Here is a 26,266-nt window from a genome sequence, read left to right as displayed (position 1 = left end):
TGTTCCCGTGCCCGGGTAGCTCAGGGGTAGAGCAGTGGACTGAAAATCCTCGTGTCGGTGGTTCGATTCCGCCCCCGGGCACCACAATTCATCGTAACTATCTGAAATTAAAAAGAAAAATATGAAAAGTTCGATTTGTTGCGGGATTACGCACCAAATCCCGCAACTTTTGAAGCCGAAAGTCAGCCTGCTTGGCACCATTCTGACGTCATTGACGGCTTCGCCTTCCTTACGCAATTGCGGAAATCACAACAGGCTGACAGACTTAGAGCTGTTGAATCAATAGATTTCGGGAAGGAACAACTTGCCTTGGATAGTGATCGAAATAGTGTTGTAGCGACGCCCAAAGACGGTCAGATCCGTCGCATGGCTGGCCACATTTACGGAACAAACTTCGGCAAGGTTTTCCTTGAGTTTGTTCATACTGGCACAGATGGTGAAACTGCGGGCGTACTTCGACTAAACGAAGAAAATGCCGGGTTACTGGTGTTCGACGTTTCTGGTACCTTTGACGGGACGAAACTTAGTCTAGCCGGTCAAAGCCGTCTCCCGGAAAGCCATTCTGACGATACAGAAGCCGACGGTCAGCCCCCGAACTCAGTCGTGATGGCCGTCGACCTTTTGTTGTCAAGCGGTGGGTCTTTCAATGGTAGATGGAGTACTGCTGCGGGAAATGCCGGAACGGCCCAATTATTTCCTCATGACCATTTGAATGAGTCCGCTTCGGATGGGACTGCAAGCCGGGCAAAGCGGCTTCACGTTCACACGGCAGATCTGGGTGTACTTAGGTTGGCGCTAGGAGGTGTAAGAAATCTGATAACTTTCTTGCAGGATGCTTTGCCCGATACCGCCGTGGTTGTCAGCTATGAACCACTTACGAAAAAGGAGAGGGTTCAAACAGCGCCGGAGTTCCTAGACCATGCCGATAGCGTTGGGGAAGTGCGGCAATTAAGACTTGACGCTAGGGCTAGCGGTCCGGATGGGTTGGATCGCACTGTCTCAGTACAGTTGGGTCAATTTGACAAAAATGAAGTACGTGTGACTGGTGGTGATGAGATTTGGGTTACAGGCATTCTTGAAGCAACCCTCGGTCAACTTAAGCCGAAGGAAAACTGGATAGCGACAAAATACCGAACCCACGGAAACTGGCTCAACAGTATCGTTTTTTTGGGCCTTCTAGTTTGGTTACCCGGCATCCCGGAGCTTCTGGATCGTGCCTACGCAACAGCAATCGCAGTTGCAGCGATGGTTGTACTCCAGCAATCGCACCAGAAAATGGTACCGATAACGGTTATTCAGTTGGGAATGGAAAAACAAAAGCGGTGGGAAGGTTTGGCTCCCGGCCTTGTCACTGGCGGACTTAGTGCTGTTGTCGGGGCTGCTGCTGTGGCGTTCCTGACTGCCTTCGATCCGAGCGGTACTGCGGCCAAGCTACTTGATTGGCTCCAGTCAATTTCTTCCCCGTGAGAAAATAGCGATGGGGCCTCATTTCGCGCAACAGTGCTAAAGGTCAACTTGCGATGTTGCGTAATCCCGCAACAAATCCCGCAACACTCAATTATTTGGAATCTCTTATCTTATTGAAATCATTATGATTTAGGCTGACCCTGACCGGCAGTTTGAAACGGCCCCCGGGCACCACTTTTCCCGTCCGAACCTTCCTTCATGAAGGCAATGATCGGGTCGATCACCACGAGCGCGGGCGTGTTCGCTGCGAGTTCCAGCCGCAAGAGGGTGAGGCCGCGTTCACCCAAGGTGAACGGTTCCTCTTGGTATCGGACCTTCGACACATCGGCCCCGGCTTTCATCAGGCGGGGTTTCAGCACGCGCGATGGGTCGTCCTCCGCAGACATGAAGAGGATGGAGCCTCTTTCGATTCTATCCACGAACGGACGCGGCTTGCCGATCGTGACAGCGGCGGCGATAGCGCAGGTGAAGGTGGATTTCCCTTGGCCCATATTACCATCAAGAACAGTGATCGCGCCCTTGACGATGTAAGGATAGGCAAGAAATTGCGGTTCGGATTCATCGATATCACCAAGCCAGCCAAACCCTTCCTCGTAACCAGCATCATAATGGCTGACACTATCGGCAATTCGATCCACTTCGTCTGAGCCAAGAGGGGGACTGCACGCCGCGCCATTGATGGCCCGAAGCGCTGCGGTAATCGCTGTCTCGCCAAGGCCGCGGAACCTGAGAGAACCCGCAATTTTGGTCAACCCATTGTTTCGACCACCGGCTTTGAATGTCCCCTCGTTGTCGAACCGTGCAGTGCGGGTGGTCTTGCGCTCTAATGACCGAACGAAGGACGAAGGCAAACGGGCGACAGTCTTTCTGTTTCTGCGCCACCGATATGGCTTCCCGCTGTGGTGCGTACTTGGAGGCACGACGATGTAGCCGCTGTCGGCATTTTTGATGTCGATTCCAACGAGAGGTGCTTTTTTCTTGGGAAACGCCTCCAAGGCCCGATAGTAGTGATGTGTACCCCTGCCGGTTTGAACTGCCAAAGTCGGCTTCAAGGCCAAGCCGTCAAAAGTTTCTTCGCCCTCGGGGCCGTCCACATCTAGCACGACCAATCCCGGCGGCAGGATCACTCCCAAATTGGCGGACGGGTATTTCTTGAACGCTTCCCGAATTTTGCGCAGATTGCTCGTAGCACTGTGCTGACCTTTCGGGAAGAGTTCGGCCATGCCCGGTGGTTTACAGGAAATGATCATCTTCGGGACTGAGGCGGGTGCAAACCCCCGTATGTTATCCTTGATCCACGGCACCCGTGTTCTGATCATAGTCACGCTGGCACCACTGTTCCTGACCCTGTTCTACGACGCCGACTTGACCAACCCGATGGGTCAACCAATCGGCCAGTTATCATTTCACGAACTGCTATTAATGATCGCTGCCGCCACCATCGGCTGGAAGGGCGGTGAACGGATCGGGCTGTTCGGGGCGTCGATCCTCGGACCGATGATCCTGACCGCGGGATTGTCACTGGGCGATCTCATCCATGCCCGCCCGCCGCGCGAAGCGATCCTGGCGGCACAGTTCTTCATCGGCTGTGCAATCGGGGTTCAATTGGTGGGCGTCACGTGGTCCGAACTGCGCCGGGTGGTCTTGGCCGGCGGCACATATGTGGTCTTGCTCGCCATACTCGCCGCCGCCTTTACCGCAGCAATCACCACATTGGGACTGGGCCATCCTGTCGAAGCGTTTTTGGCCTTTGCGCCCGGTGGTCAAGCGGAAATGACAGTGCTGGCCATCGTGTCGGGCGCCGATCTCCGATTTGTAGTCACCCACCACCTGACGCGCATCGTTCTTGTCATCATCGGCGCTCCGATTGTGGCCAATCTGATCCTGCGGTGGCCCGGACCTCGGGGCTGATCATGTGGATCGACCCACCTTGAGCAGGGTTGGCGATGGCAAGTGCTTTGGGCCGTTGATCGTGCCGACCATCACACAGCCCAGCCCCGAGCGGTACCTGGGCAGATATGGGATCGCCAGCGTCACTGAGGCCATGGTAAGGAGTATGTCTTGACGTTGGTGAAGAACTTCATCGCCTCAATCACACCCTCTTTCACTCCATTGCCGCTGTCTTTGATGCCGCCAAAAGGGGACATTTCGATGCGGTAGCCGGGTTGTTCCCAGATATTGCAGGTGCCGACGTTCAGTCCGTTGATATAGGCAATCGCGCGATTCAGGTCGTTGGTGCAGACACCTGAGGACAGGCCAAACTCGGTCGAATTCGATATCGCCATTACCTCTTCGTCGTCATCCGGCACACGCACGATTGGCACGATGGGACCAAAGGTTTCCTCCATGACCAGCTCGCTGTCATGGGGCACCTTATCCACCACGATGGGTGGCAGCAGCGCGCCCTGACGGCCCGGATGATAGAGGATTTCAGCGCCCTCTTTCTCGGCTTGGAACACGCGGTTTTCGAACAGTTCCGCTGCCTTGTCATGGATCACACAGCCCAGCTCGGTCGCGGGGTCCTGCGGATCGCCGAACCTGATGTTTTTGCCTTTTCCAGCACCAGCGGCACAAACCTATCTGCCACACTTTCCTGCACGAGGATACGTTTGATCGCGGTGCAGCGCTGGCCCGAATTTCCGGTGGCCCCGGCCACAGCAATCGTGGCCGCTTTGTCCAGATCGGCGTCGGACAAGTCGTTCAGAACGATCAGTGGATCATTCCCGCCCAATTCCAGCGCCTGCCGCTTGTAGACGCCTTTTTCCGCAATCATCTTGCCCACAGGCACACCGCCGGTGAAGGTAATCACATCGATATGTTCATTGGTGATCATTTCATCGCCAATGTCACCGGGCCAGCCGGTCACAACCTGGAACATTTCGGGTGGCAAGCCGGCTTCGTAGAGAATGTCGGCCAGTGTCAGGCAGGTCAGCGGGGTCAGCTCGGTGGGTTTGCACACCATGCAGTTGTTGGTCGCAATCGACGGTGCAATCTTGTGGCTGACCATATTCAGAGGGTGGTTGAAGGGCGTGATTGCACTAATGGCTTTCACCGGCTCTCGCATTGTAAAAATCTTGCGGGCCTTGCCGTTATGGGTCAGATCGCAGGAAAATATCTCGCCATCGTCCTTCAGCGCCTCTGCGGCTGCAAACTGATAGACGTCCTGCGCGCGCTTGGTCTCATAAATCGCGTGCTGGTGGCAAATGCCAAGCTCCAGCGTCAACCATTTCGCAAGATAGTCGCGACGCTCACCAATGAGTTCACCCGCTCGCTGCAGGATCTGGCTGCGCTCATACCGGGTCAGTTTTGGCGTGTAGTTTGCCGCGATCTCAAACGCCTTGCGCGCATGTTCGGCGGTGCCCGCGGGCACGTGACCTATAACCTCGTTGGTGTAGGGGTAATGGACCGGCAGCGTTTTGTCGGCATAGATGATTTCGCCGCCGATCCGCATCCCCTCGTTGCGAATGTCGGTCTTATCCATCTTGTTCATGCATCCACCTCTTCCAATGCCGCGGCCTGGGCCGCGTAGTAGAAGGCATCAAAGTTGCGTAAAACCGGCGCGCCCGGCAAGTCCATCACCCGATTGACGATGAACGGCACCTCCTGTTCGGTCAAACCGCCATGGCTGCGCAGGGGTTCGTCCAGAGCCGCCAGATCGTGCCGGTCTTCACTGGTTCCGATGGTCATGTCACCCGTGCAGACCATGGTCAGGTCCCCGATCCGGTCAGCGGGCAGTTCGTATTTGGCAACCGCCTCTTCTTTGGTCAGAACCTCCAGCATTTCCGGCAGGGCAGCGACCCGGGCCACAATCCCGGCGGCGTCCGCACCCTCGGGCAGATAGACGGTTGCAAACGAACCAAGCGCGCCGTGATGGACCACATAGGGATCAGTGATCGGCAGGATCACCCGCGCTTGGTCCGCGCCCAGCCAGTCATCGAACACGTCCTGCATATAGATCACTGAAGGAACTTTCGTGGCAGCCTCATGCTTGGGTTTCATGCCGTGATCGGCGGTCACCACAATTGCGGCGCCCAACGCATCCAGTTGGCCCAGGTAGCGATCGAACATGGCATAGAAATCCAGCGCGCCCTTCTGGTCTGGTGCGAACTTGTGCTGAATATAGTCGGTGGTCGACAGATACATCATGTCGGGCTCGAACTCTTTCAGCAGCTTGACGCCGGCCGCAAACACAAACTCGGACAGCTCGGCCGAGTAGACCTCGGGCACGTCCCGGCCCAGCCATTTGTTGGCATTGTCGATCCCATGCTCGGCCAGTGTCGTGTCGCCGGACCGTTCGGAGGAGAACGCGACGGCGCGGCCTTCGTCAAACCTCAGCCCGGCCCCCAGCAGCGCGCGCAGCTTGTCCTTGGCGGTGACCATGGCAACGCGATAACCTGCTTCGTAGAACTGCGAAAAGATCGTCGGCGCGCGCAGGAACCGCACATCGTTCATCATCACCTCTTCGCCTGTGTCCGGGTCGTAGAGGAAATTGCCGCAGATCCCGTGCACCGAGGGCGGGCGACCGGTTGCAATCGACAGGTTGTTGGGATTGGTGAACGATGGGATCACGGAATGGGCCAGCCGGTCAGTGCCAGTTTCCCGAATCCGCTTGAGGTTGGGCATCAGCCCCTTGGCAATCGCAACCTCCAGATATTCCGGCTCGCACCCGTCAAGACAGATGGCAACTGCACAGGTCTTGGGCACAGCATAATTGCGGTCATTTGCAACAACAGGGGTTTGGATGGTCATCTGTATTGTCCTTGATAATCAGGCTGCCAGTTTGGCGCGTTCTTCCAATGCCCGGAGAGGAGGTGCGGCGCTTGCCACACCCATTTCGTCCAGCGAGTCCTTGGCGGCCCTCACGACCCGCCGCATCACATGCTCGTCCATCTGACCGATGCAACCGATGCGAAAACTGTCCACAACCGTCAGCTTGCCCGGATAAATGATAAAGCCCTTGGCTTTCATCAGGTTGTAGAAGTCCTCGAACACAAACCTCTCATCTGCCGGGCAGAAGAAGGTGACGATGATCGGGCTCAGCCAACGATTGTCCAATAGGGTTTCAAAGCCCAGGTCCCGCATGCCTTGGACCATGACATCCCGGTTCCGAGTGTAACGTGCACCCCGGCCGGGTACGCCCCCTTCGGCGGCATGCGCCCTGAGCGCCTCGACAAACGCGGCGACCACATGCGTCGGAGGTGTGAAACGCCACTGACCGGTTTTGTTCATATGCACCCATTGCGCGTGCACATCCAAAGACAAGGAGTGGCTGTTGCCCTCTGCAGCTTCCAACTCGCTTTTGCGCGCGACAACGAAGCCAAAGCCCGGAACACCCTCGATGCATTTATTTGCCGAAGAGACCAAGGCTTCATACCGAATTTCGGCCGGTTTAAGCTCGATCGCACCAAATGCGGACATCGAGTCGATCAAAAGTTTGCACCCGGCCCCGTAAGTCGCTTCCGAAATCTCCTTGACAGGGTTCAAAATGCCAGAGCTGGTCTCGCAGTGAACGGCAACCACATGAGTGATATCGGGATCGTCGGCCAGAATCCGGGCGACTTCCTCACCTCTGGGCGGCAGATAATCCCCTTTGTCCAGAACCACATGATCGCGACCAAGATACTCCAACGTCTTGGCCGATCGCTGACCATAGGCACCGTTGGCAAGTACCAGCGCCTTGCCATCGGCGGGTATCAACGATGCAAGCATCGCTTCGACCGCAAACGACCCGCTGCCCTGTATCGGGACACAGTCAAAACCATCAGCCCCCTGACCAAGCATCCGCAGCACGCCCGACCGCAGATCGCCGGTCATGGCGCGAAAGTCGTCATCCCAGCTTCCCCAGTCCCTTAGCATGGCGGCCTTTACCGCATAGGACGTCGTCAAAGGACCGGGCGTCAGCAGATAGGGTTCACCCAGCCCAGGCTGTTCGATTGCAGAGGTCGAAGACGTCACTACCAGGCTCCAGACACGCGTTTTTCGAGAACACAATTGCAGCATCAGGTTCCATATGTGAAATTGCAATTATCAATCTATCTATAAGCTCAGCCTATGAACCTATGATTGGAGATCCGCAATGCGTCACAGCCAGCTCAAAGCTTTTCACTATGTGGCGAAACATGGCGGATTTTCCCGCGCCGCAGAGGCTTTGTTTTTAACCCAGCCCGCAATATCCGAGCAGGTGCGGAAACTGGAACAGGATCACGATCTGTTGTTGTTTCAACGGGAGCGAAAACGCGTAACCCTGACCTCCGAAGGCGAACAGCTTTACAGATACACCAATCAATACTTCGAGATCGAAGATCAGATCGAAGACTACCTGTCCGAGACCAAAGCCGCGATCGATGGCGAGCTGCGCATTATCGCGGATTCAGCACATCACATGACGGCCTTTCTCGCGGCCTTTCAAAAGAAGAACCCCAAGATCACCATTACAGTGCGATCCGGTAACACCGAGGACATTCTGGAAGAGCTCCGGTCCTACACTGCAGAAATTGGCGTCGTCGGCAGCCCGACTCCGGGCCGGGATATGGATGTCATAAGCCTCGGATCCACCGAGATCGTGGCTTTTGCGGCCAAAGACATGCCTTTGGCCTCCAATCCCGGACTTTCCCTGAAACAGCTGACGAAACTGCCACTTGTTTTCAGGGAAAAAGGGTCAAAAACACGCCAGAAGCTGGAAGTTGAGGCCAGAAAACAGGGCGTTACGCTCAAGCCTGCGATTGTGGCAGAAGGCCGAGAGGCCGTCCGGGAACTGGTCGCCTCGGGTGCCGGGGTCGGCTTTGTCTCTCAGGCAGAATACGTGCGCGATGACCGCCTCCGACAGATCAGGCTGAAAGGTATCAACCTGCAGATGGGCGAAAGCCTGATCTCCCTTTCACAGCGGCGCGACGTAAAAATCATACGGGCCTTCATGGATCTGGTGAAACAGGCAAAGTCAGAAAAACCTTAGGCGTCGAATTATGCGGCGTAGTCTGAGCCTCCGGTGGATTCACAAACGAAGTGCAAATTCTGTACTAAAACAGAGAGTTGCATGGAGTATGAAGAATGGGAAGCCGCTACTGTCACCTGAAACTGGGCGAACGACGTAAGCTCGCAAAGTGGCTGGAAGCAAAAATGCCGGTCGCTGAGATAGCCGATCGGTTGGGTCGTAACCCCTCTACGATCTACCGAGACATCAAACGGAACCGATACACAGATACTGAGATCCCAGAACTCAACGGATATCACGCGGTTGTCGCTCAGGACAAATACGAGGCGCGCCGCGCGATCCATCGCAAGATGATCGTGCATCCAGACCTCAAGGAAGCCATCGAAGATCGACTCAAGGCTGGATGGTCGCCCGAACAGATCGCAGGCCGGATGCGGCTTGAACGCCATCCGATCCGTGTGAGTCACGAGACGATCTATCGGTTCGCCTATTCCAAGGATGGCCGCGAGGAACAGTTTTACCGCCATCTCCCTGAGCATCGCAAACGCCGCCGGCCACGTGGCTATCGCAGGTACAACCGGACCCACATCTTTGACACGCAGAGCCTGTCTCACAGGCCCGAGCGCATCGCGGACCGCACTGAGTTCGGCCACTGGGAATGTGATCTGATGATGTTTCGCAAGGAGTATGGGAAAGTCAATGTGACGTCTCTGGTCGAACGCGTCAGTCGCTATGCTGTCGTGATGCGCAATGAGGATCGCCAGTCCAAGCCGATCATGGAAGCGCTGATCCAGGGGCTGGCTCCCCTGCCCGCCGATGCACGTCAGTCGATCACCTTCGACCGTGGCACCGAGTTCTCGGCCTGGAGGCACCTCAGGGCCGGGATCGGCGCGGATGCCTGGTTCTGCGATCCACAAGCGCCGTATCAGAAAGGAACGGTCGAGAACACGAACAACAGGCTGCGGAAGTATCTGCCTCGCTCAACCGAACCGACGGCGCTGACAAATCGATATTTGAGGTCGATTTGTCAGCGCCTCAATTCGACCCCCCGCAAGTGCCTCGGCTACCAAACGCCTGCAGAAGTCTTCGAAGCCAAGCTGATGGAGATCCAGAACCGTTTGGAATAAAAGGACATATCAAGAACTGCACTTCAACATGAGTTCACATCCTCAGCCCCGACCAGAACGGCCTCTGCCGTCGTTACCGGATCACGTTTCGTTCGCGGCCAATCTCTGTCCGGATGCCTCAATCTTTTTCAGAATGGCATTCAACTGCCTTCTTTCCGTCTGACTGAGCGTACCCAAAAGTTCTTTTTCCAGCCCGATCAGATGCGGCGACACATCTTTATACAATCGCGTGCCGGCTTCGGACGGCAAGAGCAACTCGCTCCGCCCATCTTCTGGATTTGGCTTGCGATCAACCAAACCTTTGTCGCTCAACCGGCTGATGGCGCGGCTGACGGCCACCTTGTCGATAGTCGCGTTGACGACGATCTCGCGGTTCGTCGCTTCCTCGTCCCGAACGAGTATGGCCAGAACACGCCATTCCGACGCGGACAGACCAAATTCCCCCTCATAGATCTGAAGCAGCAAATCCGATACGACCGCGTATGTCCGCCGCAGCTGATATGGCATAAAAGAATTCAGGTCGAGACGCAGGTCATCCACCTTGTGTGCGATTTCTTCTTCTGTAACCGAATTGGCCACGCCCCGCTCCTTTTTACTGCACGTTTCGGTCGACTGTATCGCGCCGACTCGAGTGTTGACTTTGTTTCATGGGAAACTAAAGTGGCCATATCGTTACAGATGAAACCAATTGTGACAAGGGGTTTCTGTCTGTGTGAAATCGGGGAGGAAATGAAATGAGCAACTTTCGCGCGTTGATTGCCGCGACACTTGTCGGAACCGGCCTGTCTGCACAGGCGGTCTGGGCCGAAGAGCTGGTGATGTCGTCCTGGCTTCCACCTCAGCACCCAGTAGTGGCCGGCATCATGCAGCCCTGGGCCGACGCCGTGGCCGAAGCGACCGAGGATCGGGTCACCGTCCGGTTCCTGCCAAAACCGCTCGGGCCGCCCCCGGCTCATTTTGACCTCGCCGTCGATGGCGTGGCGGACATCACCTACGGTTTGCACTCGTTCACCAAGGATGACCGGTTCTTGCGGTCTCGCATCGGTCAGTTCTCGTTTCTCGGCGACTCGGCCGAAACCACATCCGTTGCCTACTGGAACGTCTACAACGACACACTGGACGCCCAATCCGAACATGAAGGCGTGAAACTGCTGGGTCTGTTCGTGCACGGCCCCGGCATGTTCCACAACAACCAGCGTCAAATTGAAACTCCCGAGGACTTTGCCGGTTTGAAAATCCGGACACCGGGTGGATATATCGCCGACCTGTCCACAGACCTCGGCATCACCACGCAGTTCATGGGGCCGGGTCAGGTGTTCGAGAAGCTCTCGACAGGCGTGATCGACGGCGTGACCTTCCCCGTCGAGGCGCTGCAGGCCTTCAAACTGACCGACCATATCACCCATTCGATGAACATCCCGGGCGGCATGTACAACACGTCATGGTTTCTGGTGATGAACGAGGATCGCTGGGACGATATTTCCGAGGCGGATCAGGCCGCGATCGAGGCTGTGTCCGGCGCTGCACTTGCCGCGATGGCCGGTAAAACCTGGGACGCCGCTGACGCCGAGGGCGCAGACTACACGGCCGGAACATCGGTTGTGGTCTATGACGCACCCGACGCCGTTCTCGAGGCCATCCGGGGATTTGCCGCCAACCATGAGGCCGCGTGGGCCGAAGCCGTTTCAGAGGGCGGGTTTGACGGCGCGGCCGCGCTGGCCGATCTGCGCAGCCAGACCGGTCAGTAGCCCGGACCATGGCCCAGCAAACCACGCAAACAAAGGCGCGTCAGGCGCAGAGAATCTGGCGCGCCTTCTTGAACGGCCTGTCGGTCGCTGCGGTTCTGGTCCTTCTGGCCATGATGCTGCTGACATCGGCGGACGTCATTGCGCGGTACCTGTTCAACCGCCCGATCAGCGGGGCGTTTGAACTGACCGAGATCTTTCTGGCCACGCTTGTGTTTCTGGCCATGCCGCTGACAACCGCAACCGACGGTCACATCCGCGCCGATCTTTTGCCGATCAGGACAGGCTCTGCACTGTCGGTAGCGCTCGGGTTTCTGGCCATGATCATCGTTGCAGGCATCTTTTCCGCGATGGCCTGGGAGGTCTGGGAACACGCCCAAAAACTATACAAGCGCGGCACGGTTACCAATTCGCTCTCTATACCGTTGTTCTTTGTTGCCCGGCTGGTCTCGGTCTCCTGCGCGATCTCTGCCGTTGCGGCGGTCGTGTACAACGCCGGAAACACCCGTTCATGATCGAGTCGCTGCTGGGCATGGCCGTCCTATTTGCCCTTGTATTCGCCCGGGTTCCCATCGCATTTGCGATGATCGCGGTCGGAACGGTTGGCTTTGCCCTGCTGCGCAGCTGGAAGGCCAGCTTCACGCTTCTGGGCAACACCACATTTGACACCGTTCTGTCGTTCACCCTGTCTGTGATCCCGCTGTTTATCCTGATGGGGAACCTGCTGACGGTTTCAGGTGTCAGCCATTCGCTATTCGCCACCGCGCATCGGCTGCTGCACCGCCTGCCCGGGGGCCTTGCCATGGCAACGGTTGTGGCCTGCGGCGGGTTCAGCGCGGTGTGCGGTTCGTCCCTTGCAACCGCCGCGACAATGTCCAAAGTCGCGATGCCATCCATGCGAAAGGTTGGCTACGCAGACAGCCTTGCGACCGGATCGATTGCCGCTGGCGGCACGCTGGGCATTCTCATCCCGCCGTCCGTGATCCTGATCATCTACGGCATCATTACCGAGGCCGATATTGGCAAGCTTTTCCTGGCCGGGTTGCTGCCGGGGCTGCTGGGTGTACTGCTTTATGTGGCAGCGGTGTATGCGACCGTCAAAGCACGCCCGGACCTTGCACCCAACGAGGATTCAAAACAGCCGCTCACCGAAAGAGACGTGATTGGCGTTCTTGCCGTTGTCGGGTTGTTTGCGGTGATCATGATTGGCATCTATGGTGGATTCTTTACCCCATCCGAAGCGGCCGCCGTTGGGGCTCTCGTCTCACTGGTCATCGCATTCGCAATGGGTGGATTGACAGTAAAGGGCCTGATCAAAGTGGGCCTGGACACGATACGCCCGACCGCCATGATCTTTGCCATCATCATCGGTGCCGAGGTGTTTTCCAATTTTGTTAGCTTCGCAGGCCTGCCCGACGCCATTCTGTCCTTTGTTGAGTCGCTTGATGTAAGTCCCTTTGTGGTAATCTTTGTGCTGGTCCTGATCTACATCATCCTCGGCGCGGTGCTGGAAAGCCTGTCGATGATCCTGCTGACCGTTCCGATCTTTTTCCCGATGATCATGGCACTGGATTTCGGCGACGGCATGCTGGCCAGCCCAGAGGCCGTCGCCATCTGGTTCGGCATTATCGTCGTTGTCGTGACCGAGATCAGCCTGATCTCACCGCCCATCGGCCTGAACGTCTTTGTCCTGCGCACGGTTCTGCCCGATGTCCCGATACAGACGATTTTCTCTGGCATTCTACCGTTCTGGATCGCCGACATCCTTCGTCTGGTCCTGTTGATCGCGATTCCTGCGATTCCGCTGATTTTGGTGTTTTAGGAGAAAGCGGACCACACACGCGACGACGCTATGAACCGCTGACCGGTTGAAGCTTGCGGGCTTTCCGCAGCCCCGCAAGTGTCAAACCATAGATACAGGCAACCACGACAACCAACGCCACGATTTGGTACGTCTCGACTGTATCCCCCAGCAAGGGCACCGCCAGTATCATCGTCAGGGCAGGCCACGGTGTGGTGATCGAACTGGCAAGCGAAACGTCGATGTGCCGCACCGCATAGAACCAGACGATCAGTTCCAGATAGTAGACCAACCCCATCAATGCCGACATCGGCTGCACGATGGCTGCACCGGCTGCCATCAACCCGGCCGGCAAAGCCAGCGTCACTACGATCACCAGAAACACCGTTGAGATCGCCACCCGGAAAAACGTAACCTGTACCGGCGTGATCGGGGTTGCGCTCAGTTCTTCCTTGATAATGACATGAGCCACGCTCCACAGAAACGGCACACCCAATGACACCAAGAACCAGGGCGACAGGCCGGACATAAGAAACGTGCCACCTGTTCCGAGGTAGTAGAGCGAGCCGATCAGTATAGCGGTCAATCCCAGTTCGACAGCGGTTTTGCGGCGCTTGAGAAACAGGCTCTCCCACAGGATGGAAAACACCGGGTATGCCTGAATGGCAACTGCGGCATTGGTCGCTCCGGCCTTTTGAACCCCCAGGACATAAAGATAGGTCGACAGCCCAAACAAAGCCCCGGTAAACACCGCGACCCATGCCATCCGCCTGCGCGTGCGCGATGGCAGATCGACCCCCAGAATTCCTTTTGTCCCGCGTTTGAGCTCAATGCCAAAGACAGGCGCAGCAAAGACGACCTGCCAGACTGAGAGGGCCAGCGCAAATGACAACGCGTCGATGGCTGCCGGGCGCAGGTTCGAGATGATCGGCATGGTACCCAACAAAAACAGGCTCAGCAGCGCAAGCACGATGCCTTTGCCGACGGATGGTGAAAACTGGGTCATGGGGCTCACCTGATAAATTGCATTGACCCAATCAGAAATTGCGCCACTATTGCATAGATGCAATAGAAACATTGATATGATGGCAATTTGGCTTCCGGATCTCACTGGGCGAGAGGGCCCCAAATATCTTCAGATCGTCGAGGCGATGGCGGACGCAATCGCAACAGGACAACTCGCGCCCGGAACGCAATTGCCGCCGCATCGAGAACTTGCCTATCAGTTGGGGGTGTCTGCAAACACCACCAGCCGCGCTTATACCGAAGCTATCCGGCGGGCTTTGCTGCGTGGTGAAGTTGGGCGCGGCACCTTCGTAAGGTCCGTGGAAGAACCCGACTCGGGCGAGACAGTCAACACTCTGCATCGCGCCCAAAGCGGGCCTATCGATCTGTCCCGCAATCTTCCCTTTCCGGGCTTTGCCGAACCCCACATTCGCCGCGTGCTTGGAGAGATTTCCAATGGTCCGCAAGTGCAGTCCCTGCTCGATTACCACGCCGATGCAGACCTGATGCCGCACAGCGACGCAGGCAAGACATGGCTGGAAAGCTGTGGTGTTCCCACAGTACCCGGCGAAACAATCGCGACCATTGGGGCGCAACACGGGTTGCTCTGTATCCTGACGTCGGTTCTGGGGTCCGGGGACCTCCTGCTCACGGAACCGCTGACTTACATGCCAGTTCACAGCATGGCCAAACGTTTGGGTATCCATACAATGCAGGTTGAAACAGACCTGGCCGGGATCATCCCCGACAGTTTCGAGGCGCATTGCCGCGCATCCAGACCCAAAGCGATTTATCTGACGCCCACTCTGCAAGCTCCGACCACCGTGACGCTGTCAGACAACCGCCGACAGGCCATTGCCGAGATTGCCACGCGACATGACGTCATTGTCATTGAAGACGACGTGTTCGGCCCTTTGAAACCAGACCGCCCTGCCGCACTGGCCGCGCGCGCCGGAGCAAACGATCTATGTCTCAAGCCTGTCCAAGGCTGTTGCACCGGGGCTGCGCGTCGGATTTCTAGGCGTCCCCGAGAGGCTGGCACCCGGGCTGCGTCGGGCGGTCAATCTCAGCGTCTGGATGGCACCCCCACTGACGCTCGAGGTTGCCGCACGCCTGATCCGTGATGGCGCAACCCGCACACTGGTTGTCAGCCAACGGGCCCTTGCGGCACAGCGCCAGACCCTCGCCCGAGAGATTCTGGACGGTGTCGATTACATCGCCGACCCGAATGGGCTGCATGCGTGGCTGCCGCTGCCGGAAGGCATAAGAGCCGACGTGGTCCGCGCGCAATGTGCCCAACACGGTGTGCTGGTGACCGAGGCCCGCAGTTTTTCGGTCCGGCCTGGAGACGCCCCGGAGGCCATCCGAATATGCCTCAGCCACGAGCCAAGCGAAGACCGGTTGATAGACGGGCTCAACAGGATTGCAGCGTTGCTGCGCACGCCCCTGAGCACCTATGACCTGACCATTTGAACGTACAAAGGAACCGGTAAGCCGTACCCAAAAATCTCGTTCACGGGCCCGGCGTGATGGAAGGTGTTTTGAGCACGCTGCAGGACCCGGTGACGGCATTTTCCAACAGATTGCCCCCGTTACCGATATTCCGTTGGGCTTCAGCGAGTTCGGCTAACGCCAGAACGGTCTGGGAGTGACGTGCGACCGGATGGTCATCGTCAAACACCTCCATCTGAACATGCGGCTCGATGCCCCTGCCCTCCCAGTGCTGTCCCTCGGCATCCAGATAGACTTCGTTGGACAGGGTCAGGCGCCATCCGTTGGGCAATCGGCGTGGCAGGATGTCGGACAGGGCGCCGCGTGTCGGCTCTCCGATATGGCGAACACCTGTATTCGCACGCAAGGCAAGCGTCAGCACCTCAGCGGCACTGACGGTGACGCTGCTTGTCAGCAACAGAACCTCGCCCCCAAAACGCTGACCCCCGCTGGGACTGATGTCATAATGCGTCGTGACCGGGTCGGACGCATCCGCCGCGTATTTCGAATAAGCCCGCGTTTTCCTGTCGACAAACCGGCTGGCGATTTCGCGGGCGATATAGTCGTCTCCACCGAAATTGAGACTCAGGTCCAGAATCAAGGATTTGACACCAGCACGCTCAAAATAGGCCAGAACCTCATCGAACAAAGCGCGTGTGATCCGCAATTCCTCAGCCGCGCTGGCATCTGGCGGCCCGAACCCTCCGACCGCGCCCAAAGCCAGATAGCCCACATCTTGACCCAGAACGCCATACTGTATCCGATCATTTCCTACGCGCCGCCCCTGCCCCTTCAGCACCGTGTCAGCGATGCTTTCCGTCCACACACGGGTCTTGAACTGCATCATGGCAAGCCTCGGATCATCTCCTTGCATCGAGGCGCGGTCCTTCACACGCTCCAGCGTCCGCCCCTTATGTGCGACAAAGCGCTGGGGCCACTGTTCGAACTCGGCCGTCAGGCTCAGGTGGCCGTCCCGGATCGGTGTCATGAGATGCGCCACAACCGCAAACAGTTCCGGACCGGTGGCATCGGCAGACAGAACCTGCCGCGCCCAAGCACTCTGCCGGTGCCAGTTCACGCCATACAACTCAAAGAAAGGGTAATTCTGATCGAAAAAAGCCAGCAGGGCGTTCAGATTGTCCTGCGGGTCCTTTGTAGCGCCATTCTGGCAGGTAAGCGGCAAGCCGGGCAGGCGCTTGGCCCGGATCGGGTGCTTTTCCTGTTCGGCAAAAATCTCAATATGTTCGGGTCTGGATCCCCGGACAAGCTTCGCGCCGTCAAGCGCTTGTCCTATGGGTTCCGGACCCGAAGTTTCCGACACGCAGACATCGGCGGCTGCGTTATAGACCTGCGCGGCATCGCCCTGAATGTCGATGATCCAGCCATACCCATCCGTCTGCCAGATACCGTCAAACGTGCCGGGGGCCTCTGCGCTTGAGGTGGAAGACCATAGGCACATGCCAAAAATGAACACCCAGCTTCGCATCAGCGGCAGTCAAACGCGCCGATATCGTTCAGAACCGAGGTAGCAGCGCTTTGCCGAAAAGTCCGATAGGACCCATCCGGCATATCCAGGTTGAGGGCAAATACATACGTGTCTTTGGCACAGTGCACCCATCCAACATACCAGCCGATGTCCATGATATCCTCGCCGTGCCGCCAACCGGACTTGGCATACAAGGACCAGTTGTCGCCGCGCTCGTTGAACATGATGACCCGCGCGACCGCATGCGTGCGTTCCGAAATCGGCAGTTGTTCCCTCACAAATCTTGAAACAAACGCGACCTGTTCTTCAGCCGAGATCCGCAACGTGCCATCCAACCAGTAGGTCGTCAGATGATCTGTCGCGCCGATGGTCGCGTTGCCATAGTCAAACCTGTTCATCCAATCGGCCATGGTTTGGTGCCCGGCGATCTGGACAATCTCCTGAAACACCCAGACCACAGACTGCCGAAACGCCGTAGTCAGCGTGTGATCCCGGTTCCAATCCTGGTTCCACGTGACAACCTTCTTCCAGACAAACACTGTATCAGGCTGGGCAACACCCGTTTCCAATGCAATCAGCGTGTGCGGGATCTTGGACGTGGATGCCGGAGAAAACCGTTGCTGCGCGCGCTCGGGGTTGCTGAGCCAGGTCTGTCCGTCGGACAGACGCTTTACAACAATGGTCGAGGCGTCTGCATTGACACCAGCGCTTCGCACCGCGTCGGACACATCGACGGTTTCCGCAGCCCCTTGTGTCCACCAGCCAATAACCATCAGCACGGTCGTCAGAACCAAGAAAGCGTTGGACCGTTGGAGTTCATTTCTGGTGACGAAGACTCGCCGGAGTGGCCAGACTGCAGATGGTTTCGGGGTTTGCGGGTTCGACATTACTACTGCTCCAGGCGACCTTGTTTGGATTCCCAGCTGACGCGCATTCAGGCGGGTCGTGTTTCTGTGTGGTTGGTCGGTTTGCGGTTTAAGAGAATTGGGGGTGGGTGGTGCCTCTTCGTGTTTTGGTTTGCAGCGCCCTAAGGAACGGATCGCCCGGCCCTATCGGCGCAGACAGTTATTGTGAAAAAATCAGAGGGGTTGCTGATGCGGCTGAGGCAGTTGGGGCCGCTCTATTGCGAAACCGATTTTAACGCATCCGTACGCCCCTTATAGGCCGATGGAGTCATACCGGTCTTCTTTCTAAAAGCCGTGTAAAACGACGATCTGGAATTGAACCCAACCTCATAGGCAATGGCCAACACTGTCTGCTCGTCGCGTTCTATCATGGGAATTGCTTCTTCGATGCGCCACCCATTCACATAGTCGAAAAATGACTGTCCCATATGCTCGTTTAGCGTTTGCGACGTATAATTGGTGGAAACGCCAACATGGCCAGCCAGACTTGCAAGCGTCAGATTGGGATCCCGATACAGATGATCTTGTTCCATCGCACGGCGCAGTTTCTTGATGATACGGTCGGCCTGTTGCGAGGAGAGCGCGCTTTTCTCGTATTTCGGAACCGCCTCTGCCGGGTCCTTTTCCAGTGTCACGACAACGTCCTGCATCCTGACCGGCGGGCGCAATCCCCATAGTGTCAGGACCAGAACGATGACGAGCACAAAAAGGCTGTCCAGTTCGTTGCTCACTATCTCTGCGTTGCCGAAGAGTTTTCGCAGGAAACCCACAATGCAAACGATCACGTAAAACCCGGTGACAACCGCGATCGTCGTCACCCAACGCAATTCTAGACCTGCGGTGCTGGCGAAATGGTCTTTGACCGCAGACAGGTGGTTGACTTGGATGCGACACAGCCAACCCACGTAGAACAACCACTGGAAATAAATCGCAGCCTCTAGGGCCACAAACATCAAGGCCAATGCCTGTCCGTATGTTGGCAAATCCTGAAACTTTACCCCGGAAAACATCTCGGTGCGCGTGGCGTCCGGGATCATCAGCAACACCAAGACCGTGAGAACCGCTACACTTGGCAACACAAAGTGCCATAACAGCTTTTCATTTCCTTGTTCGTTCGTACTGTTGCGCGCAATCGAACGCACGTGAAACAAAAACAGTGGCGCAATCCAGAATGTAACCGAATAGCTGAACAGGAAAACGCCAAGGGAGACAGCAGCAGGCATATTCGGAAACAGCAGTTCGGCGGTGGACGAAAACTCGCTGCCGGCAAGAGCCAAAAAAAGCAGCGGTAAAACCCGGCCGAATTTGACCGGCCGGGTCAGACTGAGGCTGAGAACGGCCGCGATCAGGCCCACTGATATACTTGCCACTTGTGTGGCGATAAAAAGTCGTTCGAGATCGACGAACACACTCATCTCCTATGCCGGATCACGCGATGCAAAAACCCTGCGTCCGATCCTGGGCCGGCCAATATCCAAGGACGAATGCCAACTCAACGCGTTCGACCTAGTCCCGATGTCTTTGCGGGCAGGTTAGGACACGGGGCACGTCTATCAGGACGATCAAAACAAGCGCTTGCATTAAGCTTTCACTTTAGTCGCAAATTGATACATCTTTTGTGCGCATTAAAGAACGAAAGGCAAGACCACAATGTTGGAAAAAGTCAGGCCCAGGCTGGTCCAATCCGCCTTGACGTTGAGTAACACAAACAGTTTGTGGCTACATGGCGCAGGATTGTCGGGAACAACCTGGCGAAACATGACAGCCTCTTTGTCTCAGGCCAGTACACCGGACCTGCCGTGGCATGGGTCGGAAATACCGGTAACGCCCCCAACTGTCGAAAACTTCGCAGCATGCATGCTGCCGAAGCTGTCAAAAAACTGCATCGTTATCGGCCACTCATTGGGCGGTATGGTGGCAATGGAGCTGGCGGCGCGCGCGCCGGATCGCGTCTCAGCGCTTGTTCTGATCGAATCCGTTCCCAGCGTCGGACACACTCCGATAGGCCGCTTCATTTCTTTTCTGGCGCTTCAGACGGTGCGGCGCGTCTCTCCCAAAACGCTTGGACGTCTCGCAGGTATCGGGCAAACGCCTGCAACCCGAGCAGAGCTGTTGCGCCAACTGTCATCTCAGAGCACGCAGTCATTGGTGGCGGCGATGCAGGCGGCTGCCAGCTACGATGGCCAGGCAACGCTGGGGCGAATCCGTGCGCCTACGCTTGTGGTCGTTGGGCGCGATAATAGCTCGACCCACAAGGGCGCAAGACTGGCAACACGGGTGATCGACACTGCCGAGCTGGTGACACTGCCGGGCGGTCATATGCTGCACCACGACAATCCTGTACAACTCCGCAGAACGATCGACATTTTCCTGAAACGCGTGTTGTGAGCCTCTGAACGTCCTTTTGGGCCTCATTCTGTACGCTGCAATGGCCAGTGTCCGAATTCAGGCCCATACACGTCCTCCCCGATACGAACGGACGACATGGTGACGCTGATCCCGCAGCCTCCTTGACGTTGTTGAAACGAAGGATGACTTCATGAAAGCGATTTACACTTTAGTCACCGCACTGGGCGCAATGGCAGCGCCGTCAGTGCTGGCGCAACGGAGCAGTGTGCCTGCGGGCGACCAACTGGTTGGAGTCTGGGAAACCGATGGGTATGGCTGGATCCTCGATGTGTCAGAGACCGAGGTCCGCGTGTTTGACACTGCACCCGGCGTCTGCGTCTTTAACTCGACGTTCCCGGACAGCCCGTCGACCTTGGCACAACGCCATAATGCGTCGCTGAACCCCAGCGGGGACCAGCTAAAATTCACCCTGTCGGATAATGTACATCAGATCACCGCCAGACGGATCGAAACCCTGCCTGGCATCTGCGACACAAAACAGATCCAGGACCCACAAGCCGTGTTCGAAGCATTCAACGGGTTTTTGTCCGAGCACTACAAACTCTTTGATCTCTACGGCGTCGACTGGAGCAAGACGGTGGAAGAGGCGCGCGCAACGGTTACGCCAGATATGAAACAGTCTGACCTATTCGAGCTGTTCACTGGAATGATCGCAGACATCGAAGACGCACGATTGACCTTAAGGGGCAACGTCGACGGAAGCTTTCGGGTTTTCATCTCGCGTGACTATGCCTTGGGCGACGCCGTTGAGCGCGCCAAGTCAGAGGGTCAAATCCCGCCCGACTTTGATTTTGCAAATGTGCATTGGCAGGACAACGTCATCGCATCCGTGCTGAACAACCAAGGTGCGGCGGTCGGCAATGACCTGATCCAGTACGGCATGGTGTCGGATACAACCGGATACGTGGCCATCCGGTACTTGTTCGGATTTGCCGGTAGCGGAATCAACGGCGCGTTTCGTGATGCGGAACCGCTGAACGCCGCGCTCGATCAAGTCATCGCCGACCTAAAGGATGCCGGAGCCAAGGCTGTGATTCTGGATCTCAGCACAAACACGGGTGGAACGGATGAAGCCGCATCCATTATCGCCAGCCGGTTCGCAGAAGAGGATTTTTCAGCATATTCTAAGCAGACCCTCGATTTCTCCGGCAACGCCAGAACGGATGTTACAGTGCCCGCCTCCGCCCGAAGCCGCTTTGAAGGTCCGGTTTATGTGCTGACGTCAGAACTGACGCGGGGCTCGGCAGAAGTTCTGACCATGGCGATGCGCGCCCTCCCGAATGTCACACATGTTGGCACCTCAACAAACGGGGCGGTCGCGGGTGTGTTGGAAAAGGTGCTGCCGAACGGCTGGGTTCTCGGGCTGTCCAACGAGATGTATTTCGATCACAACGGAAACACCTGGGACGGAATTGGGATCGAACCAGATGTCACAATGGATATCTTTCCTGTCGAAAAACTGACTGCAGGCCACCCTACTGCAGTGGCCACGGTGGTTGATCTGATCGCTGACCGATCGGTCGTGGAACAGTAGCCGTTCAGGAACCTCAAACAGGCCCTTGCCGTTGTGTGATGTACCACGACTGCAAGGGCCTTTGAGATCCAGCTTGCTAATTGCGATCACGTCCGGATCGTGACCGAAAACTCGACGGATAGCCAGCAATCAGAGTTCATTTCCTCGAATTAGCACAGCGCTTCAAAAGCACGCTTCTCATGGAAAAGCCGGTACTGGAAACCGCCAGATAAACCCTCCACATACTCATGACTGCACCGCCGCTTCAGCGGTTCAGAGCTTTGATCAGCAACAATACGTCGCCCGTGTAATAGGGCTGACAGGGATGTTCGCGGACCGGTGCCATGGCCACCTGTTCATAACCCAGCCGATGATAAAGCCGGACCGCTCCGGTGTTTTGACCATAAACCTGAATGCTCATCGCCGCCGAACCGTTGGATACGGCGAGATCCTCCGCCGCCTGTAAAAGGCGCGTACCGGTTCCGGTTCCACGCTGTCCCGCGAAGACTGCAAGGGCGTTGATGTACCACGTATCGACGGACAGCTTTTCTAACGCGACAAAGGGCGCAATAGGCGCGGGCAGATCGTCAGGATCATCCTCAGGTGCTGCATCAATCGGATAACTCAACACCATGCCCAAAGGCGTACCGTCTTGTTCGGCTATCATCGCATTGGTGTAGGAAAATCCGCCTTCAGGCCTCTGCGCCCTTTCGACGCCAACATCCAAAGCTGTTTGCCCCGCGCTGCACTGTTGGCTCCAAAGCCAATTCGGGATGCCCTCCCCCGCAATGTCGATCAGTTTGGCCAAAGATCGGGCGTCTTGCGCAGTGGCCTGACGTATGCTCGGCAACGAACGAATATTCATCTAGGATATCCTTATACAGTTTGAAAGATTTGGTAAGGTCAGGCGGGATGCCGTCTGACCGTCAACGTCATCAGCTACTGTGACGACCTGGGATCGATGTCGAAAATCGGCCCGACCGGAACGCCGGAGTCCCATTCCAAATCATCGAACTCATCTGTCTTGGGATCGCCGACCACCGGTGTGCCCAGCACGGGTTCACCAGACGAACCCGTCTCATTGGGTTCAAACGCGACCTCGTCACGTACCTCCTCCTGAATGCGGAATGAGACATTGACCGTCATCTCTTCGCGGAACCCAAGCATAGTCTGAACCCTACCACTGGTGTCTTCAGAATAGGCTCCGGTCGCGCGTGTGGTTCTCGGCCAGTCAAAGGCCAGTGACGCGTAGACCGGAGCAAAATCGGTCAGAGACAGTACCAGTGCAGACGATATAAACAAAGATTTTAACATTTGTGGTTTCCTTTGAACTGAGAGCTTGGTTCACAAAAACATCAGGCCGCAGGCCGAGCGTGATCGTGCCCGGCAATGCAGTGCACATGCCGATGATCGGTGCCACAGCAACCGCCGATCACCCGGATGTTCGGGAGGAGCGTCAGAAGCTCTGCGTTCAATTGGCCCAGCTCAACCGGATCGCCGTCATCCAGCGTCTCGGCCTTGTCCAGTTCTGCGTGGCTCATCCGCGAGGCGTTTGACCGGATACCACCAATCCGCAGAACCCAGTCCGCATCCGTGTCCAGCACATCGCGGAAATGGTCCGGATGGGCGCAATTGATCATGTAGTAGATCGGGCCGCCGTTTGTGGCGGCGTCAACCTCGGCAATTGCATCGCCAAGCGGCTGGCCGGATGGCAGGCACCCATCGGTTTCCAATGTGAAGGCGATCACCACGGGAACATCAATGTCCTGCGCGGCCCGCACGATGCCGATCGCTTCGCCCGCATGAGTCAGTGTCATTGCACTGATCATATCCACACCGGCCTCGCCCAACTCGTGAATTTGAGGCGCATGGATCACCAACGCATCCTGCGGGGAAATCAAAGTGTCCGGGGCATAGGCGTCACCGGCCGGACCAACCAACCCGTTGATCAGGATCGGCAGATCTTCGGTTTCATGCTCGCGACGCAGACCCGAGACGAATTCGACAGCCCGTCTGTTCGTTTCCATAACGTCCAGAACGGTTTGACCCAACGGACCGGCCCACGCCGTTCCCGCGCGCCAGGTTGGCGCATCCATGACAAAACCACGGCCAGACTGCCGGGCGATGCCAATGAATTTCTCAAAGTATGCTTTCAAGTCGGCCCGCCCTTGCGCGGTGTCTAAAAGCACGGCCGCCGAAAAACAGGGCAGATCGTAGCCTTTGTCAAAAATTAAAAATGTCTCAAGCCCTCCGTCCGAGAGAAAGAAACGGCGTGTATCAATAAGCTGTTGAATCCGCATCAAACCAATCCTCTTGTGTTGATGCGAAGGGCATAGCCTCAGATCATGTTCGGCTGATAGTTGCCGCGTGGTCCGGTTGTGCGGAATCCTTTTTTGACGTATTTTCAGCGGCTAAGCTTGTTCGCCGCGCGATTGCAGTCTGGTTGGGAGCTGCCAACTGGACTCACAGTACAGTCAGGAACAGACCATGGACCAGAAAGTGGATACTCGAAGCCGAATCCTCGACATTGCCGAGGCGGCCGTTCTGGAAAAAGGGTTCGAGGCAACTTCGATCGAGGAAATCGTTGCGGGGGCCGAGATTTCGCGCGGCGGGTTTTTCTATCACTTCAAGGACAAGAACGCTTTGGCCCGGGCCATGCTGGAGCGGTACATTGAGGTCGAAAACGCGTTGTATGACGACCTGTTTGCGCGGGCACGGGAACTGAACGACGATCCGTTGCACTGCATGTTGATCGGCCTGAAGCTTCTCGCCGAGATGCTCGAAGAAATGCCTACCGGCCACCCCGGATGCGTGATCGCTTCAACGGCCTATCAAGACCGGCTCTTCGATGAAGGCGTGCGGGAACTGAACCGGCAGGCCATTCTTGGGTGGCGCAAGCGGTTTCGCGGCATGTTCGAAGACATCGCCGAGATCTACGAGCCCAGAGAGCCAGTAAACATGGACGCCCTGGGTGACATGGTGTCCGGTGTGGTGGAAGGCGGCTTGGTTCTGCAGCGCGCCTTGCGGGAACACAACAATGCCTCGGAACAGATCATGCTGTTTCGCACCTACCTGAAGCTGCTGTTTAGTTCGAAACCCAATTAACGCTCAACCGGATACCGTATTCAGTTTTGAACAATCGGCTCCTGAGATCGCAGGCGCAGGATCAGCGGCAGAATGGCCGCAACCATCAAAGCTCCCAGCAGGAAGGGTGCTCCGGGCAGGTAAATACTGTCGCCGCTGACGAAATGTTCAAAGACACCCGTCAGCGCCAGTGGTGCCGCAACGGCGGCGACCGCCGAGAGCGACGCGATCACGCCCTGAACCAGCCCCTGCTGATCCTCGCCCACCCGATTGGCCGCAAATGCGGTCATCAGCGGCGGCGCCATGTCCGAAAGGGCAGCAACCGGCAGGAAGATGGCCACCGCCAGAACCGTGGTAGAGATCCCATAACCAACCATGCCGACAATAGCCGCGAATATGGCAAAAAGCAGGGTTCGATAATCTCCGAAATGCCGGGTCAACTGCGGAAGAACGCCGGCCTGAACCACGGCAATCAGGACACCGTACGCCGACAGGGTCAGCCCGATGGTAAACCCGTCCCAGCCAAAGACTTCTCGCCCCCAAAAGGCCCAGAGCGTCGGGTAGACCATGTTTGCGAACTCAAAGACAAAGATACAGATCAGCGGAATGGCAAGACCGGGCACCAAAAAGGCCCGTATGATGCTGCCAAGTGGATTGAGGTCTCTCTTGCCAAAGGGGCGTCGGTTCTCTTTCTTCAGTGACTCCGGAAGAACAAAGACACCAAACGCCACGTTCAGCGCCGACAAGAGGGCCGCGATCCAGAACGGTGCCGTGATGTGCCAGCCCGACGCAACGCCGCCCAGAGCCGGACCCAGGACAAAACCAATGCCGAAGGCAGCGCCGATCATGCCAAACCGCGCCCCACGCTCTTCGGGCGCGGAAATGTCGGCGATGTATGCCGTTGCGGTGATGTATGTGGCCCCAGCCATACCGGCGAGAATCCGACCCGCAAGCAAGACCCAGTAGGTTTGCGCCAACGCCATAATGACATAGTCGATTGTCAGGGTGACCAGAGCCGCAATCAGGATCGGTCGGCGTCCATAAGCATCAGAAAGGCTGCCGACAATGGGACCAAATAGAAACATGGCTGCTGCATAGGCCGACATCATGATCCCGCCCCACAACGCCCCTTGGGCAGTGCTGTCGGCGCCTACCCGATCCATCAAATCGGGCATAATGGGAAACACGATGCCAATTCCGATGGCATCGATCATCAGGGTCGCCAGAATAAAAAGATATGGGCCGTTAAACTTCATGCGGATAACCGACACGTGAATTGCCGGACTGGCAAGTCTAAACTCG

The 26,266-nt window shown here is 56.9% G+C and carries 23 protein-coding genes, 1 tRNA gene and 3 pseudogenes; 13 read left to right on the top strand and 14 right to left on the bottom strand.

Annotation, left to right across the window (positions count from 1 at the left end):
• Positions 1–9: 9 nt before the first annotated feature.
• Positions 10–84, top strand: a tRNA-Phe gene (locus ACR3ES_RS07865).
• A gap of 54 nt (positions 85–138) precedes the next feature.
• Entirely contained in the window at positions 139–1,467 is a 1,329-nt protein-coding gene (locus tag ACR3ES_RS07860) for a hypothetical protein (RefSeq protein ID WP_480493411.1), read from the top strand.
• Between the two features lie 122 nt (positions 1,468–1,589).
• Here the strand turns inward: ACR3ES_RS07860 and ACR3ES_RS07855 are convergent, their stop codons facing one another.
• Positions 1,590–2,690, bottom strand: coding sequence for a bifunctional DNA primase/polymerase (locus ACR3ES_RS07855; RefSeq protein ID WP_480425156.1), 1,101 nt, complete (start codon positions 2,688–2,690; stop codon positions 1,590–1,592).
• On the opposite strand from ACR3ES_RS07855, the pseudogene ACR3ES_RS07850 reads away from it, so the two are divergent.
• Positions 2,683–3,378 (top strand): annotated as a pseudogene (locus tag ACR3ES_RS07850) (AbrB family transcriptional regulator); the annotation flags it as partial. The gene ACR3ES_RS07855 and the pseudogene ACR3ES_RS07850 overlap by 8 nt on opposite strands.
• Here ACR3ES_RS07850 and ACR3ES_RS07845 read toward each other — a convergent pair.
• The 4 genes and pseudogenes from ACR3ES_RS07845 to ACR3ES_RS07830 all read right to left on the bottom strand — a co-directional run bounded on the left by ACR3ES_RS07845 (position 3,379) and on the right by ACR3ES_RS07830 (position 7,422).
• Entirely contained in the window at positions 3,379–3,513 is a 135-nt protein-coding gene (locus tag ACR3ES_RS07845; RefSeq protein ID WP_480458714.1) for a hypothetical protein, read from the bottom strand.
• Positions 3,501–4,918: pseudogene (gene phnY / locus ACR3ES_RS07840) on the bottom strand (phosphonoacetaldehyde dehydrogenase). Before phnY ends, ACR3ES_RS07845 begins: the two are co-directional and overlap by 13 nt.
• A 35-nt stretch (positions 4,919–4,953) precedes the next feature.
• Positions 4,954–6,216, bottom strand: coding sequence for a phosphonoacetate hydrolase (gene phnA, locus ACR3ES_RS07835; protein ID WP_170428921.1), 1,263 nt, complete (start codon positions 6,214–6,216; stop codon positions 4,954–4,956).
• Positions 6,217–6,234: 18 nt separating this feature from the next.
• Positions 6,235–7,422, bottom strand: coding sequence for a 2-aminoethylphosphonate--pyruvate transaminase (locus tag ACR3ES_RS07830; RefSeq protein ID WP_480425153.1), 1,188 nt, complete (start codon positions 7,420–7,422; stop codon positions 6,235–6,237).
• A gap of 121 nt (positions 7,423–7,543) precedes the next feature.
• Here ACR3ES_RS07830 and ACR3ES_RS07825 point away from each other — a divergent pair, with 121 nt between their 5' ends.
• A complete protein-coding gene (locus tag ACR3ES_RS07825; RefSeq protein ID WP_170428918.1) occupies positions 7,544–8,419 on the top strand; it encodes a LysR substrate-binding domain-containing protein in 876 nt (291 codons plus the stop codon).
• A 95-nt stretch (positions 8,420–8,514) separates the two neighbouring features.
• A complete protein-coding gene (locus ACR3ES_RS07820; RefSeq protein WP_480425152.1) occupies positions 8,515–9,525 on the top strand; it encodes an IS30 family transposase in 1,011 nt (336 codons plus the stop codon).
• An 81-nt stretch (positions 9,526–9,606) separates the two neighbouring features.
• Here ACR3ES_RS07820 and ACR3ES_RS07815 read toward each other — a convergent pair whose 3' ends face one another.
• Complete coding sequence (locus tag ACR3ES_RS07815) at positions 9,607–10,104, bottom strand: MarR family transcriptional regulator (RefSeq protein WP_170428915.1); 498 nt, start codon at positions 10,102–10,104, stop codon at positions 9,607–9,609.
• A gap of 155 nt (positions 10,105–10,259) precedes the next feature.
• Here ACR3ES_RS07815 and ACR3ES_RS07810 point away from each other — a divergent pair, with 155 nt between their 5' ends.
• The 3 genes from ACR3ES_RS07810 to ACR3ES_RS07800 are packed head-to-tail and all read left to right on the top strand — an operon-like array spanning position 10,260 to position 13,092.
• Positions 10,260–11,273, top strand: a complete 1,014-nt coding sequence (locus tag ACR3ES_RS07810) for a TRAP transporter substrate-binding protein (RefSeq protein ID WP_170428912.1) — start codon at positions 10,260–10,262, stop codon at positions 11,271–11,273.
• Between the two features lie 8 nt (positions 11,274–11,281).
• Complete coding sequence (locus ACR3ES_RS07805) at positions 11,282–11,785, top strand: TRAP transporter small permease (protein ID WP_170428909.1); 504 nt, start codon at positions 11,282–11,284, stop codon at positions 11,783–11,785.
• Positions 11,782–13,092 carry a TRAP transporter large permease gene (locus ACR3ES_RS07800; RefSeq protein WP_170428906.1) on the top strand — a complete coding sequence of 437 codons (1,311 nt, stop codon included), beginning with the start codon at positions 11,782–11,784 and terminating at the stop codon, positions 13,090–13,092. The genes ACR3ES_RS07805 and ACR3ES_RS07800 overlap by 4 nt, the downstream gene beginning before the upstream one ends.
• Before the next feature lie 28 nt (positions 13,093–13,120).
• Here the strand turns inward: ACR3ES_RS07800 and ACR3ES_RS07795 are convergent, their stop codons facing one another.
• On the bottom strand, positions 13,121–14,077 hold the full coding sequence (locus ACR3ES_RS07795) for a DMT family transporter (RefSeq protein ID WP_170428904.1): 957 nt from the start codon (positions 14,075–14,077) through the stop codon (positions 13,121–13,123).
• A 76-nt stretch (positions 14,078–14,153) separates the two neighbouring features.
• Here ACR3ES_RS07795 and ACR3ES_RS07790 point away from each other — a divergent pair.
• Together ACR3ES_RS07790 and ACR3ES_RS07785 are read left to right on the top strand one after the other, a co-directional pair.
• A pseudogene (locus tag ACR3ES_RS07790) lies at positions 14,154–14,330 on the top strand (GntR family transcriptional regulator); the annotation flags it as partial.
• Positions 14,331–15,006: 676 nt separating this feature from the next.
• Positions 15,007–15,549 carry an aminotransferase class I/II-fold pyridoxal phosphate-dependent enzyme gene (locus tag ACR3ES_RS07785; protein WP_480634492.1) on the top strand — a complete coding sequence of 181 codons (543 nt, stop codon included), beginning with the start codon at positions 15,007–15,009 and terminating at the stop codon, positions 15,547–15,549.
• A gap of 40 nt (positions 15,550–15,589) precedes the next feature.
• On the opposite strand, the gene ACR3ES_RS07780 is transcribed toward ACR3ES_RS07785, so the two are convergent.
• The 3 genes from ACR3ES_RS07780 to ACR3ES_RS07770 form a co-directional block, all read right to left on the bottom strand.
• Positions 15,590–17,053: a S41 family peptidase gene (locus ACR3ES_RS07780; RefSeq protein WP_170635428.1), complete on the bottom strand. Its 1,464-nt coding sequence runs from the start codon at positions 17,051–17,053 to the stop codon at positions 15,590–15,592.
• Entirely contained in the window at positions 17,053–17,847 is a 795-nt protein-coding gene (locus tag ACR3ES_RS07775) for a class D beta-lactamase (protein WP_170428895.1), read from the bottom strand. Before ACR3ES_RS07775 ends, ACR3ES_RS07780 begins: the two co-directional genes overlap by 1 nt.
• 326 nt (positions 17,848–18,173) lie before the next feature.
• Complete coding sequence (locus ACR3ES_RS07770; protein WP_170428892.1) at positions 18,174–19,367, bottom strand: helix-turn-helix domain-containing protein; 1,194 nt, start codon at positions 19,365–19,367, stop codon at positions 18,174–18,176.
• Positions 19,368–19,608: 241 nt separating this feature from the next.
• Between ACR3ES_RS07770 and ACR3ES_RS07765 the strand changes: the two genes are divergently transcribed.
• Both ACR3ES_RS07765 and ACR3ES_RS07760 read left to right on the top strand, forming a co-directional pair.
• The gene (locus ACR3ES_RS07765) at positions 19,609–20,346 is read left to right on the top strand and encodes an alpha/beta fold hydrolase (protein WP_480425147.1); all 738 of its coding nucleotides are present in this window, start codon (positions 19,609–19,611) and stop codon (positions 20,344–20,346) included.
• Between the two features lie 151 nt (positions 20,347–20,497).
• A complete protein-coding gene (locus ACR3ES_RS07760; protein WP_170428887.1) occupies positions 20,498–21,901 on the top strand; it encodes a S41 family peptidase in 1,404 nt (467 codons plus the stop codon).
• Positions 21,902–22,145: 244 nt separating this feature from the next.
• Here ACR3ES_RS07760 and ACR3ES_RS07755 read toward each other — a convergent pair whose 3' ends face one another.
• The 3 genes from ACR3ES_RS07755 to ACR3ES_RS07745 all read right to left on the bottom strand — a co-directional run bounded on the left by ACR3ES_RS07755 (position 22,146) and on the right by ACR3ES_RS07745 (position 24,180).
• Positions 22,146–22,745, bottom strand: coding sequence for a GNAT family N-acetyltransferase (locus ACR3ES_RS07755; RefSeq protein WP_170428884.1), 600 nt, complete (start codon positions 22,743–22,745; stop codon positions 22,146–22,148).
• Positions 22,746–22,819: 74 nt separating this feature from the next.
• Complete coding sequence (locus tag ACR3ES_RS07750; protein ID WP_170428881.1) at positions 22,820–23,194, bottom strand: hypothetical protein; 375 nt, start codon at positions 23,192–23,194, stop codon at positions 22,820–22,822.
• Between the two features lie 41 nt (positions 23,195–23,235).
• Positions 23,236–24,180, bottom strand: coding sequence for a homocysteine S-methyltransferase family protein (locus ACR3ES_RS07745; RefSeq protein WP_170428878.1), 945 nt, complete (start codon positions 24,178–24,180; stop codon positions 23,236–23,238).
• Between the two features lie 187 nt (positions 24,181–24,367).
• Between ACR3ES_RS07745 and ACR3ES_RS07740 the strand changes: the two genes are divergently transcribed.
• Complete coding sequence (locus tag ACR3ES_RS07740; RefSeq protein ID WP_170428874.1) at positions 24,368–24,985, top strand: TetR/AcrR family transcriptional regulator; 618 nt, start codon at positions 24,368–24,370, stop codon at positions 24,983–24,985.
• 20 nt (positions 24,986–25,005) lie between these two features.
• On the opposite strand, the gene ACR3ES_RS07735 is transcribed toward ACR3ES_RS07740, so the two are convergent.
• Positions 25,006–26,220: an MFS transporter gene (locus ACR3ES_RS07735; protein WP_480425145.1), complete on the bottom strand. Its 1,215-nt coding sequence runs from the start codon at positions 26,218–26,220 to the stop codon at positions 25,006–25,008.
• Positions 26,221–26,266 lie beyond the last annotated feature (46 nt).

It is taken from the genome of Ruegeria sp. B1, assembly GCF_056535885.1.
The sequence above is the reverse complement of the archived record's forward strand: the minus strand, read 5'-3'. Positions and strand labels throughout refer to the sequence as shown.